The organism is Inquilinus limosus DSM 16000, from assembly GCF_000423185.1.
Taxonomy (GTDB): Bacteria; Pseudomonadota; Alphaproteobacteria; order DSM-16000; family Inquilinaceae; genus Inquilinus; species Inquilinus limosus.
The window spans coordinates 32,921-46,658 of sequence record NZ_AUHM01000022.1 but is presented as its reverse complement, the minus strand read 5'-3'; the positions used below and the strand labels follow the sequence as shown (position 1 = coordinate 46,658).

General features: G+C 70.7%; 15 protein-coding genes. 5 read left to right on the top strand and 10 right to left on the bottom strand.

Annotated elements, in window-relative coordinates; all coding sequences use genetic code 11:
• Positions 1 to 10 precede the first annotated feature (10 nt).
• Positions 11 to 511, top strand: a complete 501-nt coding sequence (locus G537_RS0119420) for an Lrp/AsnC family transcriptional regulator (RefSeq protein ID WP_026871540.1) — start codon at positions 11 to 13, stop codon at positions 509 to 511.
• A 36-nt stretch (positions 512 to 547) separates the two neighbouring features.
• Here the strand turns inward: G537_RS0119420 and G537_RS38780 are convergent, their stop codons facing one another.
• Entirely contained in the window at positions 548 to 1,498 is a 951-nt protein-coding gene (locus G537_RS38780) for a LysR substrate-binding domain-containing protein (protein ID WP_034852312.1), read from the bottom strand.
• A gap of 104 nt (positions 1,499 to 1,602) precedes the next feature.
• Between G537_RS38780 and hemH the strand changes: the two genes are divergently transcribed.
• The 3 genes from hemH to G537_RS0119400 all read left to right on the top strand — a co-directional run bounded on the left by hemH (position 1,603) and on the right by G537_RS0119400 (position 4,331).
• The gene (gene hemH, locus G537_RS38775; RefSeq protein WP_051248652.1) at positions 1,603 to 2,613 is read left to right on the top strand and encodes a ferrochelatase; all 1,011 of its coding nucleotides are present in this window, start codon (positions 1,603 to 1,605) and stop codon (positions 2,611 to 2,613) included.
• Complete coding sequence (locus G537_RS0119405; RefSeq protein ID WP_026871539.1) at positions 2,613 to 2,795, top strand: hypothetical protein; 183 nt, start codon at positions 2,613 to 2,615, stop codon at positions 2,793 to 2,795. Before hemH ends, G537_RS0119405 begins: the two co-directional genes overlap by 1 nt.
• 81 nt (positions 2,796 to 2,876) lie before the next feature.
• Positions 2,877 to 4,331, top strand: coding sequence for a catalase (locus G537_RS0119400; RefSeq protein ID WP_026871538.1), 1,455 nt, complete (start codon positions 2,877 to 2,879; stop codon positions 4,329 to 4,331).
• 83 nt (positions 4,332 to 4,414) lie between these two features.
• Here G537_RS0119400 and G537_RS38770 read toward each other — a convergent pair whose 3' ends face one another.
• The 3 genes from G537_RS38770 to G537_RS0119385 all read right to left on the bottom strand — a co-directional run bounded on the left by G537_RS38770 (position 4,415) and on the right by G537_RS0119385 (position 6,213).
• A complete protein-coding gene (locus G537_RS38770) occupies positions 4,415 to 5,137 on the bottom strand; it encodes a DUF1868 domain-containing protein (protein ID WP_162146129.1) in 723 nt (240 codons plus the stop codon).
• Positions 5,138 to 5,204: 67 nt separating this feature from the next.
• Positions 5,205 to 5,669 carry a GNAT family N-acetyltransferase gene (locus G537_RS0119390; protein ID WP_026871537.1) on the bottom strand — a complete coding sequence of 155 codons (465 nt, stop codon included), beginning with the start codon at positions 5,667 to 5,669 and terminating at the stop codon, positions 5,205 to 5,207.
• Between the two features lies 1 nt (position 5,670).
• Complete coding sequence (locus tag G537_RS0119385) at positions 5,671 to 6,213, bottom strand: histidine phosphatase family protein (RefSeq protein WP_034852306.1); 543 nt, start codon at positions 6,211 to 6,213, stop codon at positions 5,671 to 5,673.
• 152 nt (positions 6,214 to 6,365) lie between these two features.
• Between G537_RS0119385 and G537_RS0119380 the strand changes: the two genes are divergently transcribed.
• On the top strand, positions 6,366 to 7,751 hold the full coding sequence (locus G537_RS0119380) for an MFS transporter (RefSeq protein WP_026871535.1): 1,386 nt from the start codon (positions 6,366 to 6,368) through the stop codon (positions 7,749 to 7,751).
• On the opposite strand, the gene G537_RS38765 is transcribed toward G537_RS0119380, so the two are convergent.
• The 6 genes from G537_RS38765 to G537_RS0119350 form a co-directional block, all read right to left on the bottom strand.
• On the bottom strand, positions 7,743 to 8,597 hold the full coding sequence (locus G537_RS38765; RefSeq protein WP_051248647.1) for a protein-methionine-sulfoxide reductase heme-binding subunit MsrQ: 855 nt from the start codon (positions 8,595 to 8,597) through the stop codon (positions 7,743 to 7,745). The two genes, G537_RS0119380 and G537_RS38765, sit on opposite strands and share 9 nt — an antisense overlap.
• Before the next feature lie 224 nt (positions 8,598 to 8,821).
• On the bottom strand, positions 8,822 to 9,856 hold the full coding sequence (locus tag G537_RS38760) for an endonuclease/exonuclease/phosphatase family protein (protein WP_051248645.1): 1,035 nt from the start codon (positions 9,854 to 9,856) through the stop codon (positions 8,822 to 8,824).
• Positions 9,857 to 9,864: 8 nt separating this feature from the next.
• Positions 9,865 to 10,782: a TIM barrel protein gene (locus G537_RS0119365; protein WP_026871534.1), complete on the bottom strand. Its 918-nt coding sequence runs from the start codon at positions 10,780 to 10,782 to the stop codon at positions 9,865 to 9,867.
• A 25-nt stretch (positions 10,783 to 10,807) separates the two neighbouring features.
• Complete coding sequence (gene ugpC, locus G537_RS0119360) at positions 10,808 to 11,926, bottom strand: sn-glycerol-3-phosphate ABC transporter ATP-binding protein UgpC (protein ID WP_026871533.1); 1,119 nt, start codon at positions 11,924 to 11,926, stop codon at positions 10,808 to 10,810.
• Positions 11,927 to 11,943: 17 nt separating this feature from the next.
• The gene (gene ugpE / locus G537_RS0119355; RefSeq protein WP_026871532.1) at positions 11,944 to 12,831 is read right to left on the bottom strand and encodes a sn-glycerol-3-phosphate ABC transporter permease UgpE; all 888 of its coding nucleotides are present in this window, start codon (positions 12,829 to 12,831) and stop codon (positions 11,944 to 11,946) included.
• 12 nt (positions 12,832 to 12,843) lie between these two features.
• Positions 12,844 to 13,728, bottom strand: coding sequence for an ABC transporter permease subunit (locus G537_RS0119350; RefSeq protein WP_026871531.1), 885 nt, complete (start codon positions 13,726 to 13,728; stop codon positions 12,844 to 12,846).
• Between the last annotated feature and the right edge of the window lie 10 nt (positions 13,729 to 13,738).

Sequence of the window (13,738 nt, the reverse complement as noted above, 5' to 3'; positions counted from 1 at the left end):
GAGAGAACCCATGCGCCGTGTGAAGCTCGACCGCATCGACCGCCGTATCCTCCGCGACCTCCAGGACGACGGCCGGATGACGAATGTCGAGCTGGCGCGCCGTGCCGGCATCTCCGCCCCGCCCTGCCTGCGCCGAGTCCGGGCGCTGGAGGAAGCGCATTACATCCGCGGTTACCATGCCGACATCAACCCCGAGGCGCTGGGCTTCGGCGTCACCGTCTTCGCCCAGGTCGGGCTGACCAGCCAGGCCGAGGCCGATCTGCGCAAGTTCGAGGATCTGGTCGGCAGCTGGCCGCTGGTCCGCGAATGCCACATGCTGGCCGGCGAGACCGATTTCCTGCTGAAGATCGTGGCCGAGGACTGGGACAGCTATCAGCGCTTCCTGACCACCCAGCTGACCTCGGCGCCGAACGTCAACCACGTCAAATCGGCCCTGGCGATCCGCACCGCCAAGCAGCTGCCGGGCGTGCCGATCGACGTCGACGTGAAGGACCATCATCGCGACGAGTGATCCGCGCGGATCGCATCGCTTCGACGGGGGCCGGCCTCACGCCGCGCCCCCGTTTTTCATGGGCTCGGCCCCGTCCGCAATCCGTGTACCGGGCGGAGGGTGGTCGAGCAGGACGCGGCGCAGCGCCTCGAACTGCTCCGCCCGCGGGTCGCTCTGGCGCCAGGCCAGGCCGATCATCCGGCCCGGCGGCGCGCCGTCGAAGCCGGCATAGCTGACCAGGCCGCCGACGCTGGCCTCGCCCAGCGTGGCCAGGCGCGGGAACAGGCTGTAGCCGGCGCCGGCCGCGATCATCTGGCGCAGAGTTTCCAGGCTGGTGCTGTGCCGCTTGCCGCCGGTGCCCAGCGTGCCGCACACCTCCAGCGCCTGGTCGCGCAGGCAGTGCCCGTCCTCCAGCAGCAGCAGGCCTTCGCGCGGCAGCTCGGCGACTCGGGCGGCGCCGTCCGCCGCCACCGGCCGGTCGGCCGGCTGGGCCAGGACGAAGGGCTCGAAGAACAGCGGCGCCGTCGCGATCTGCGGATCGGCGACCGGCAGCGACAGGAACACCAGATCCAGCGCGCCGTGCCGCAGCGCCTCCACCAGCTGGTAGGTGCGGCCCTCGTGCAGCACCAGCTCCAGCTTCGGGAAGGCCCGGCGCAGCGGCTTCAGCATGTGCGGGAACAGATAGGGGCCCAGCGTTTCGATCGCGCCCACGGTCAGCGGGCCGGACAGGGGCGCGTCCAGCTCCTGCGCCAGCGCCGTCAGCCGGCGCGCCTCCAGCAGCACGCGGCGGGCCTGGGCCAGGATGACCTCGCCCTTGGCGGTCACCAGCACCGTTTTCGGCCCGCGCTCGAACACCGCCAGGCCCAGCGTCTCCTCCAGCTTGCGGATCTGCATGCTCAGCGCCGGCTGGCTGACGCCGCAGCGCTCCGCCGCCTGGCCGAAATGGCGCAGCTCGGCGACGGCGACGAGATATTCGAGATCGCGAAGGGAGAGGCCGGCGAGGGTCATGCCCATCTATGTACGATAAGCGATGTCTATCTACCAGATCGGATAGATCGATTGGATCTTATCGAAGCGGTAAGTGAGGCTCCGGTCAGCCACAGGAGCCCGCCATGTCGCCCTTCGCCGGACCCGTCCCCGCTGCCCGTCGCCGTCGCATCGCCCTGGTGCTGCTGCAGATCGGCGGCCCGGACCGGCTGGAGGCGGTCGGCCCGTTCCTGCGCAACTTCTTCTCCGACCCCGAGATCATCCGTTTGCCCGGCCCGCTGCGGGCCGCGGTGGCCCGGCTGATCGCCCGGCGCCGCACCCCGATCGCGCAGGGGATCTATCGCCAGCTCGGCGGCGCCTCGCCGATCCTCGGCCAGACCCGGGCGCAAGGCCAGGCCGTGGCCGAACGGCTCGGCGATCTCGGCGAGGTCCGGTCCTTCGTGGCGATGCGCTACTGGCACCCCTTCGCGGCCGAGACGGCGGCGCTGGTTCGCGCCTGGGGGCCGGACGAGATCGTGCTGCTGCCGCTCTACCCGCAGTATTCGACCACCACCACCCGCTCCGCCCTGGCGGACTGGGCACGAGCCGCCCGCGCGGCCGGGCTCGACGCGCCGACCCGGATCGTCGAGGCGGCGCCCGTCGACCCCGGCTTCATCGCCGCCCAGGCGGATCTGATCCGCCGGGCCTGGCCGCGCGACGGCGGGCGCCATCGCCTGCTGTTCACCGCCCACGGCCTGCCGCTGTCGATCGTGAAGGCGGGCGACCCGTATCCCGACCAGGTCCGCGCCTCGGCCGAGGCGGTGGTCGCGGCACTCGGCCTGCCGGACCTCGATTGGCGCATCGCCTTCCAGAGCCGGGTGACGCCGCAGGAATGGCTGAAGCCGGACACGGAGGAGGAGGTGCGGCAGGCCGGGCGCGACGGCGTCGGCCTGGTGCTGGTGCCGGTCGCTTTCGTCTCCGAGCATTCAGAGACGCTGGTCGAGCTCGACCGCGAATACCGCGCGGTGGCCGAGGCCGCCGGCGTGCCCTCCTTCATCCGCGTCCCGACCGTCGGCGTGCATCCTGCCTATGTCGCCGGCTTGGTGGCCCAGGTCCGGCGGGCCCTCGGCGCCGGGCCGATGCGGAGGGCGGCCTGATGCGTCCCGCCCTGAACGCGCTGCTCGCCGACCTCGCCCGCCACGGCGCCCGGCTGACCCTCGAGAACGGCCGGGTCGGGGTGCAGGGCGACCTGCCGCCCCAGCTGCTGCTGCGGCTGCACCGTCACCGCCGAGACCTGCTGCCCCTGGTCGAGCGCGGCGTTCACTTATCGCGCCGATAAGAACGATCGATTTCCCTGATCGCGGCGCGACGGCAACCCTCTTTCCCACGGCGGATGTCCCGCCCCCGACAGGAGCCCTCGATGACCACCCTGACGACGACCTTCGGCGCCCCGGTGTCCGACAACCAGAACTCGCTGACCGCAGGGCCGCGCGGCCCGGTGCTGATCCAGGACTTCCACCTGATCGAGAAGCTGGCGCATTTCAACCGCGAGCGGATCCCGGAGCGGGTGGTGCACGCCAAGGGCGCCGGCGCCTACGGCACCTTCCGCGTCACCGCCGATGTCACGAAATGGACCAGGGCGAAGTTCCTGTCGGAGGTCGGCAAGGAGACCGAGGTCTTCCTGCGCTTCTCCACCGTCGGCGGCGAGAAGGGCTCGGCCGATGCCGAGCGCGACCCGCGCGGCTTTGCCCTCAAGCTGTACACCGAGGACGGCAACTACGACATCGTCGGCAACAACACGCCGGTCTTCTTCATCCGCGACCCGCTGAAGTTCCCGGACTTCATCCACACCCAGAAGCGCAACCCGGCCACCAACCTGAAGGACCCGACGGCGGTCTGGGACTTCGCCTCCCTGTCGCCGGAGACGCTGCACCAGTTCACCATCCTGTTCAGCGACCGCGGCACGCCGCGCAGCTACCGCCACATGGACGGCTTCTCCAGCCACACCTTCAGCTGGATCAACGCCGCCGGCGAGCGGGTGTGGGTGAAGTATCACTTCAAGACGAAGCAGGGGATCCAGAACTTCACCGCCGAGCAGGCGACGGCGATGATCGGCATCGATCCCGACCATGCCACCCGTGACCTGTTCGCCTCGATCCAGGACGGCGAGTTCCCGGCCTGGAAAGTCTCGGTGCAGATCATGACCGAGGCGGAGGCCGAGGCCTTCCCGATCGACCCGTTCGACCTGACCAAGGTCTGGCCGCACGCCGCGCATCCGCTGATCGAGATCGGCGAGCTGGTGCTGAACCGGAACCCGGAGAACTACTTCGCCGAGGTCGAGCAGTCGGCCTTCAGCCCGGCCAATGTGGTGCCCGGCATCTCCTTCAGCCCGGACAAGATGCTGCAGGGCCGGCTCTTCGCCTATGGCGACGCGCATCGCTATCGCCTGGGCGGCAATCACGGCCTGCTGCCGGTCAACCGGCCGCACGCCGCCGTGGCCAGCAACTACCAGCGCGACGGGGCGATGCGCTTCGACAACAACGGCAAGGGCGCGGTGAACTACGAGCCGAACAGCTTCGGCGGCCCGAAGCAGGACCCGGCGGCGGCCGAGCCGCCCCTGCCGCTGCGCGGCGCCGCCGACCGCTACGACCACCGCGTCGGCAATGATGATTACAGCCAGGCCGGCGCGCTGTTCCGGCTGATGGACGACGGCGCCCGCACCCGACTGATGGACAACATCGCCGCCTCGATGCGCCCGGTGCCGGAGGCGATCCAGCGCCGCCAGATCGCCCATTTCGCCAAGGCCGACCCGGCCTACGGCGCCGGCGTGGCCGAGCGGCTGGGCCTGACCGTTTCGGTCGACGCCGCGGCCTGACCCGATCCCAAGGACGGCGGCCGTTGCTCTGTGGGGCCGCCGTCCGGACTGGCCCGCCATCCTCCGGGGTGGCGGGTCTTTTCTTAGCCCTGGAAGCGCAGCACCGGCAGGAAGCGGTGCAGGGTCTCGAACACGCAGAATTCCGGCGGGCCGAGATGCAGCACCGGATGGGCCTGGATGAAGGCCTCGCCGAGGCGCTGATGCGCGGCCAGATGCTGCTCCGCCTCGGCCGGGCTCAGCCACTCCAGCAGGTAGCTCAGCGTGATGTGGAAGCGGTAGGCGTCGTGGTTCGGCTTGCGCAGGCCCAGGATCAAGGCGAAGGCCTCGCGCAGGCCGCGGATCTGGCGGGCGGTGTCCTCATCGGCCGGCTCCAGCCCGACCACGGTACCGCCGGTGCCCATCGGGAACAGCCCGGCGGGACGCATGGCGAAGCGCTGCGGCGCGGACAGGCCGCGCAGCCGGTCGATGAAGCGGCGGGTGATGTCCTCCAGCGGCGCATCGGGAGCCACGCCCTGCGGCCAGCGCTCCGGCGACCGCTCGGCACAGATCACGCCTTCGAACACGGTCATGTGATAGCTGGAGGCCGGCAGGAAGGCGAAACGGCCACCCCAAGGCAGGTCGCGCAGCCGCTGCGCCAGCTCGGCCAGGGCGGGCTGTTCCGGCGCCGTTGCCGGGATGTGGCAGATGATGGTGTTGCCGCGGAAGGGCAGGGGCGACCCGTCGCGCGCGAATTTCACGGCTAGCGTCGGGTTCGGCGCGCCCTCGGCAGGTGCCGTCAGGCGTGAGGCCCAATCAATGTGGTCCAAGGCTGTCTCCGTCGTTCGGTCTGCGCGGGCGTAGCAGCCGGATCGCGACAGGATGATGACGGGCGCCTCACTCGTCCGGCAGCGCCTTCTCCATGAACACGCTCAGCGGGTCGGGGCCGTAGGCGCCGAAGGGGCCGGTCTCGCGATAGCCGAAGCGGCGGTAGAGGCCGAGCGCCTCGGTCGACTTCACCCCGGTCTCCAACCGCAACAGCCGGATGCCCTCGCGCCGCGCCTCGGCCTCGAGGGCCGCCAGCAGGGCGCGGCCGATGCCCAGGCCGCGGGCCTCGGTGGCGACGAAGATCCGCTTCAGCTCCGCCGTGCCGTCGCCCTCGGGGGCATAGCCGCCGCAGCCGACCGCGCGCCCGTCCAGCCGGGCGACGAAGAAGTGGACCCGCTGCGCCAGGAGGGCGGCGACGTCCAGCCCGTGCCGGCTCTCTTCCGGATAGAGGCCGGCCGAGCGGCGATCGGCCTGCTCCAGCAGCGCATGCACCTCCGCCTGGTCCGGCGTCTCCCGGGCGATCGTCAGGGCCATCTCAGTCGTCGTCCTTCCAGAAGCGCCGGACCGCGCCGGCGATGTCGATGTGGAACACATCGGGGTTGCTCAGCGCGGCCCAGGCGGCGAAGCCGTCGCGGCCGTCGAAGCTCTGCAGCAGCAGGGCCAGAAGGTTGCCGTGGGTGACGATCCCCACCGTCCCCTCGGCGCCGGCCGCGGCATCCATCAGCGCCGCCAGGCCGCGCCGGGTCGCCGCGGCGCCGGATTCTCCACCCGGCCAGGCCAGGGCGGGATCGGCGAAGGATCGGCGCAGCCGGTCCCGCCAATCCTCGGCCGGCTCCGCCGCCAGCACCCGCTCCGCCAGCCGCGCATCAATCGCGACCGACAGCCCCAGGCGTTCCGCCAGCGGGGCGGCGCTGTCGCGGGCGCGAAGGAAGGGGCTGGAGACGATGCGCGCGATCGGCAGAGCCGACAGCCGGTCGCTCAGCCGGTACGCCTGCTCCCGGCCCTCGTCGGTCAGCGGCGCGTCCGGCTCCTGGCCGGCGGCCCGGCAGTGGCGGATCAGATAGAATTCGGCTGTCACGATCACCCCTCCCGTGGTCCATGTCCAGTGTAGGGCAGGCCGTCGCCGGATTGACCGACCCGCGGGACAGCGATGCGCCGATGGCGGCCTCGGGTCTGCGCGACTCGTGCTAGGGAACAGAAACCGAACGTCCCGTCGCCGCCGGCGAGCCCATGCCCTTCGACGCCAGCCTCGATCGCGCTGCCCCCGTGCGGCGCGCCGCCCGCCTCGCCGCGCTCAGCCTCGGCATCGTCGTGGTGCAGCTCGACGTCACCATCGTCAACGTCGCGCTCGACCAGATCCAGGGGCTGATGCAGGGCGGCGTCGCCGGGCTGCAATGGGTGGTCAACGGCTACACCCTGGCCTTCGCCAGCCTGCTGCTGACCGGCGGCGCGCTGGGCGACCGGTTCGGGGCGCGGCGCCTGTACCTGGCCGGCTTCGCCCTGTTCACCCTGGCCTCGCTGGCCTGCGGCCTGGCGCCGACCGGCACGGTGCTGATCGCGGCGCGGGTGGCGCAGGGGCTGGGGGCGGCGCTGCTGATGCCCTGCTCCCTGGCCCTGGTCGCACATGCCTATCACGATCCGGGCGAACGGATGCGGGCGATCGGCATCTGGGCCGGGGCCGGCGGCATGGCGATGGTGGCCGGGCCGGTGGTCGGCGGCGTGCTGATCGCGCTGCTCGGCTGGCGCAGCATCTTCCTGGTCAACCTGCCGGTCGGCGTGATCGGCCTGTGGCTGACCTTGCGCTTCACCGCCGAGACCGAGGGCCGGCACAACCGCGCCCTCGACCTGCCGGGTCAGATCCTGGCGATCGTCGCGCTGGTGGCGCTGACCGGCTCGATCATCGAGGGCGAGCCTCTGGGCTGGACCCATCCGCTGGTGCTGGGCGGGGCGGCGTTGTTCCTGCTGGCCGGCGCCGGCTTCCTCCTGGTCGAATCCCGCAGCCGGGCGCCGATGATGCCGCTCGGCCTGTTCCGCCATCCGGTGTTCTCGGCGGTATCCTTCATCGGCTTCCTGATGAATGCCGGCTTCTACGGCGCCACCTTCCTGCTCAGCCTCTACTTCCAGGGGCCGCTCGGCCTGTCGCCCTTCCTCACCGGCCTCGCCTTCGTGCCGATGACCGGGCTGATCGCCCTGGTCAACGTCGCCGCCGGCCGGATCGCGGCGCGCCGCGGGGCGCGGCAGCCGATGGTCGCCGGCCTGTGCGTCACCGTGGCCGGCTTCGCCGCGCTGGCGCTGGAGCTGAACCCGGCGACGGATTACGGCGCGATCTGGTGGACGCTGCTGCTGATCGGCTGCGGCACGGCGCTGACCGTGCCGCCGATGACCGCGGCGCTGCTGGCGACGGTCGACCGCGCCCGCTCCGGCATCGCGTCGGGCGTGCTCAACGCGGTGCGTCAGACCGGCGGCGCCATCGGCGTCGCCGTGCTGGGCGCGATCGGCGGGGGAGGGGTCTCGGTCGACGGCATGCGGCTGGCGATGGGCCTCGGCGGCGGCGCCATGCTGCTCGGCCTCTTGGCCGCCGTGATCTGGATCCGGAAGCCGGCCGCCTCAAGCTAGCGCAGGGCGGCGGGCGCGGTCCTTCTGCAGCCGGCGCAGCGCTGCCAGCAGGGTGACCGCCAGGCCGGCGCCCAGCACGATCCAGGCCGGGCGCGGGCCGAAGGTGAACACCAGATCGGCGCGCAGCACCCGCATCGGGTCGACGCCGGTGAACAGCCCGTACATCGCCGCCTCGCCGCCGGCGGTGACCAATGCGGTGACCACCGACAGCAGCGCCAGCGACCACAGCGGCAGCCCGTCGCCGCGGCCGAAGCGGGCGTCCAGCACCCGCCAGGCCAGCAGCCAGATGGTGAAGCCGGCCAGCGTGGTCGGGATGGCGACGTCGACCTTGGACTGCATCACCCCGTGGATCAGCCCCAGCACCACGATCGCATAGACCAGCCGGTGCAGCCGCTGCCAGGCCTTGCCGCCCAGGCGCTTGACCATGGCGTCGGTCGAGGTGGCCAGCAGCGGCATCAGTCCCAGCAGCGCCAGGAAACCGATGGTGAGGTAGAGGCGCTTCACGATCTCCGAGGCCACGAAGGTCAGGTCGAAGCGCTGCAGGACGATGTAGCCGGTGAAATGGATCAGCACATAGGTGGCGGCGGCGACACCGATCATGCGCCGCACCTGGATCAGTTGCGGCCAGCGCAGCGCCCGCTTCAGCGGCGTGACGGCCAGGCCGATGACCAGCAGATACAGCACCCAAAGCCCGATATTGCGCAGGAAGGTCTGCACCGGATCGGCGCCCAGATCGCCGGCCAGGAGGCGCCCGCCGTACCACAGGCCGGGCAGGAGCAGCAGCACGAAGACCACGGTCTTCAGCCAGGAGAAGCGGCCGGCACGGTCGGTAAAGGGCGAACGCATCAGATCCTCGGTGGACGCGGTCGGGGTTGCGGCCACGGAGAGAATAGCGCGGCCATCCCTCTATACGGAGCGGATGGCCGGGACGTTTCATGACATCGGAGTCATTTGGGAAGGGGCTCCCCCTGTCGTCATGGCGAGGAGCGAAGCGACGTGGCCATCCAGCGACACCGGCCCCTGGATGGCCACGCCCCTTCGGGGCTCGCCATGACGGTGAAGCAGGAAACCTAAGCCTCAGCCCGGGCCGTGACCTTCGGCTCCGCCGCCACGCCCGTGACCACCGTCGCCGCCACCGCGTCGTGGTCGGAGATCGCGGCGCCCGCGGCGTCGACCGCAGGGATGGTCTCCGGCGCCTCGGCTTCGACATGGCGGGTGAACAGCCAGTCCAGCCTGGCGAAGGGCGGCTCGGGCGTCCCGTCGGGGCGGGTGCGCTGGGTGATGCCCGGCGCATTGCAGCGGCGCCAGTCGAAGCCGGCGTCGCGCAGCACGGCGAACAGCGGCTCCTCCGCCTCCGGCGCCTCCAGCGAGCCCGACGCCTCCTTGGTGTTGAAGTCGCCGCCCAGCACCACCCCGGCGCCGGCCGGCACCAGCCGGTCGAGCGCCGCGACCAGCCGCTCGCCCTGGCGCGCCCGGTCGGCGGCGTCGCTGTGGCTCTCGAGATGGGCGGCGACGAGCCAGAGCGGCCGCGGGGCATCGAGCCGGGCGGCGACCGCCATGCGGCCGCCCAGCCGGCGCTGGTTGCCGCTGCGGCCGGCGAACCAGGTGCCGCCGGCGTCGAGCGGGATGATCACCGGGTCCAGCAGCGGATGGCGGCTGAGGATGGCGTTGCCGTGCAGCCCGACGCGGTTGTCCTCGTCGGCGTGCCATTCGCATTCGCGGGCGTCGCCGAGGCCGAGTTCGACGAACTCCACGCCATAGGCCCAGCCCATGCCCAGCGCCTCGGCCAGGTCGCGCACCGTGTGCCGGTTGCCGGACCGGGCCATGCCGATATCGGCCTCGGTCAGCAGCACCACATCGGTGCCCCTTAGCAGGGCGGCGGAGGGGGCGTGGTACTTCAGCCGCTCGGCGTTCCAGGCGGCGAGGCGGAGCCGCGGCGGCACCGGCAGTTCCACCGGGGCCGGGCGGTGCTCGACCGCGGTCAGCGCCGGCACCTGGGCGGCGAAGCGGTCATGCGCGTCGTCCGGCGCCAGGGCGGCGTCGGCCAAGAGGATCGGGTCGGGGGCCGGCAGCACGCCGGCCCTCCGGGTGATGATCTCCCGCATCGTCCGGGTCAGGCCGCGAGCGCGCGCTGGTTGACCAGATCGGCCAGGCGCCGGGCGCGGGCCAGGCTGTCGGCCAGCTCGGCGTCGTAGCGGTCGCCGTTCAGCTCCAGGATCATCACCGTGTCCGGCTGGAAGCGCAGCTCGGCGAAGATCTCGTCCCAGGGGATGTCGCCCCAGCCCAACGGCAGGTGCAGGTCGCCGATGCCCAGCGCCACGGCCTCGGACGGATCGTAGAACCTGGTCATGGTGTAGGGCCGGCCGAAGCTGTCATGCACGTGCAGATGGCCGGTGGCCGAGGCCATGCTGCGGATCTGGGCGCGCCAGTCCAGGCCGCGGCGGGTGCATTCGATATAGGCGTGGCTGAAGTCGATCAGCGTGCACAGGTTCGGGTGGCTCACCGCCCGCACCGTGTCGGCCACCTCGGCCGGGGTCTGGCGGTACTCGCCGTCATCCATGGCGAAGATGTTCTCGAAGGCCAGCTTGACGCCGTAGCCGCGGGCGACCTCGGCCAGCTCGGCCAGCGCCTCGCGCTCCATCGCGTCCAGCCGGTCGCGGCCGGCCTGGTCGGTCATCGCCGCCTTGCCGGCGTGGTGTACCAGCACGGTCGCGCCGACCTGGTCGCACAGCTCCAGCATCGCCCGCACCACCGCCTTCTGCAGATGTAGGTTCTGCTCGTCCATGAAGTTGGAGACGATCTGGCCGTGCACGGTGTAGTGCAGATCGTGGCGGCGCACGATCTGCTCCAGCTTGTGCACGCGGTCGGGCAGCAGCCGCCCGCCGGCGATCAGGTCCTCGCCGTACAGCGACAGCTCGGCCGCGTCGGCGCCGATCTCGGTGAGTCGGCCGAGGCTGGCGTCCAGGCGCGACAGGTCGCCTTTGCCGCTGACGCCGGTGGAGAAGCCGATGGCGGTGATGATGTCGGTCATGGAGTTGTCTCGCTGAAGCGGATGGTCAGGCGGCGGTGGCGACGGCGAAGCGATGCTCGGCCGGCAGGTCGGCATCGAGCCGCAGCCCGGTGTGCGGGTCGAAGAAATGCAGCTGCGACGGCGGCAGGTGAAGGCCCAGCGGCTGGCCGGGGACGTAGTCCGCCTCGTCACCGGTGGTGACGGCGAAGGACAGGCCGTCGATGTCGGTGTGGATCACCCGGCCGGCGCCCAGCTCCTCGATGAAATCGACGGTGGCGACCAGCGCGCCGGGCCGGTCGGCCGGCACGATCTCCACCAGCTCGGGCCGGATGCCCAGCGCGGCGGAGCGCTCGACGAAGCGCCCGCCATAGGCCGGGTCGATCGCGATCGTCTTCGTCTCGTCGAAGCCGAACTGGCCGGGGGCGAAGATGCGGCCCTCGATGAAGTTCATTGCCGGCGAGCCGATGAAGCTGGCGACGTAGCGGGTGCGGGGGTGGTTGTAGATCTCGGCCGGGCGGCCGATCTGCTCGACCACGCCCTTGTTCATCACGATCAGCACGTCGGCCAGGGTCATCGCCTCGACCTGGTCGTGGGTGACGAAGACCGAGGTGGCGCCCAGGCGCCGGTGCAGGCGGCGGATCTCGACCCGCATCTGCACCCGCAGCTTGGCGTCCAGGTTGGACAGCGGCTCGTCGAACAGGAACACCTGCGGCTCGCGGATGATGGCGCGGCCCATGGCGACGCGCTGGCGCTGGCCGCCGGACAGGGCGGCCGGCTTGCGGTCGAGGAAATCCTCGAGCCCGACCAGCTTCGCCACCTCGCGCACCTTGGCCATGCGCTCGGCCTTCGGCACGCCGGCCACCTTCAGCGCATAACCCATGTTCTGGGCTACGGTCATGTGCGGGTACAGGGCGTAATTCTGGAACACCATGGCGCAGCCGCGCTCCCGCGGCTCCAGTTGGTTCACCACCCGGCCGCCGATCGCGATCTCGCCGGCAGTGATCTCCTCGAGGCCGGCGATCATGCGCAGCAGGGTGGACTTGCCGCAGCCGGACGGGCCGAGGATCACGGCGAAGGTGCCCGACGGCAGGTCCAGGTCGACGCCGTGCACCACCGGCGTCTTGCCGTAGCTCTTGCGCACGCCGCGGATGGCGATGTGGGCCATGGCTTTCTCCTTCCGGTTCACTTTTCGGTGGCGATCAGGCCGCGCACGAACCAGCGCTGCATCAGCGCGACGACCAGGAGCGGCGGGATCATCACGATCAGGGTGCCGGCCATGGCGATGTTCCATTCCGGCAGGCCGCCCTGGTTGGTCGGGATCAGGCGCTTCAGCTCGACCACCGCGGTGCTGAAGGACTGGTCGGTGGTGACCAGCAACGGCCAGAGATACTGGTTCCAGCTGTAGACGAAGAGGATCGCGGCCAGCGCCAGCATGTTGGTGCGCGACAGTGGCATCAGGATCTCGGCGAAGAAGCGCATGGCGCCGGCGCCGTCCATCTTCGACGCCTCCAGCAGCTCGTCCGGCACGGTCAGGAAGAACTGGCGGTAGAGGAAGGTGCCGGTGGCGGTCGCGATCAGCGGCAGGATCAGCCCGGTGTAAGAATTCAGCAGGTTCCATTGCAGGTCGACCTGCAGCCCGATGGCCGCGAGCATGCTCTGGAACGGCGACAGGGCGTTGGCCGCGATCGAATAGGTCGGCACGATACGGACCTCGAGCGGCAGCATCAGCGTGGTGAAGATCAGCCAGAACACCAGCATCCGCGCGCGGTAGCGGAAGAACACGATCGAGAAGGCGGTCAGCGCCGCCAGCACGATCTTGCCGACGGTGACGCCGACCGCGACGATCAGGCTGTTCAGCAGCTTCGGGCCGAACTCGGCGCGGTCCCAGGCCGCGGCCAGGTTGTCGATCAGATGGCCGCCGGGGATCAGGCTCATCGGCACCTGGTTGACGCCCTGGATGTCCTTGGTCGCGGCGGCCAGGACGATGGCGAAGGGCAGCAGCACGAGGACCAGGCCGGTGATCAGGATCACATGCGTCAGCGCGTTCAGGATCGGGGTGCGTTCGATCATCGCCGACCTCCCTCAGCTGTAGTGCACGCGGCGTTCGACCCAGCGGAACTGGACGAAGGTGAGGGCCATGACGAGCAGCATCAGCACGATGCTCTGAGCGGCGGCGCCGGAGTAGTCGAGGCCTTTGAAGCCGTCGAAATAGATCTTGTAGACCATGACCTCGGTGCCGCGGGCCGGGCCGCCCTCGGTCATGATGTCGACGATGCCGAAGCTGTCGGTGAAGCTGCCGGTGAGGTTGATCACGACCAGGAAGAACAGGGTCGGGGCGATCAGCGGCAACTGGATGTCGCGCATCCGGCGCAGCGCGCCCGACCCATCCATGGCGCTGGCCTCGATCAGGCTGCGGGGGATCGACTGCAGCGCCGCCAGGAAGAAGATGAAATTGTAGCCGATCCAGATCCAGGCGTGGCACAGCACGACCATGATCAGGGCCTGGGTGGCGTTCAGCACCGGGTTCCACAGGCCGGGCCAGAGGGCGTTCAGCGCCCCGATCATCCCGCTCTCGGGCGCGAAGATGAAGCGGAAGGCCACGGCGGCGGCGGGCGCGGCGATGGCATAGGGCCAGACGAAGACCGAGCGGTAGGCCTGGAAGCCGCGCAGCTGCCGGTCGACGAAGAGCGCCAGGACCAGAGCGCCGGCCATGGCAATGCCGGTGGCCAGGAGGGCGTAGCCGAAGCTGACGCCGATCGAGCCCCAATAGGCTCCGTCCTGGAACAGCGCCCGGAAATTCTCCAGCCCGACCCATTCATTGCCGCCGCCCCAGGGCTGCTCGAGGGTGAAGGCCCAGTACAGCGCCTCGCCGGCCGGCCAGTAGAAGAACAGGAACACCAGCAGCAGCTGCGGTGCGATCAGGAGCCAGGCCAGCGTCCGGTTCTTGAAGAAGGCGCGTTTTTCCATCGGGTCCGAG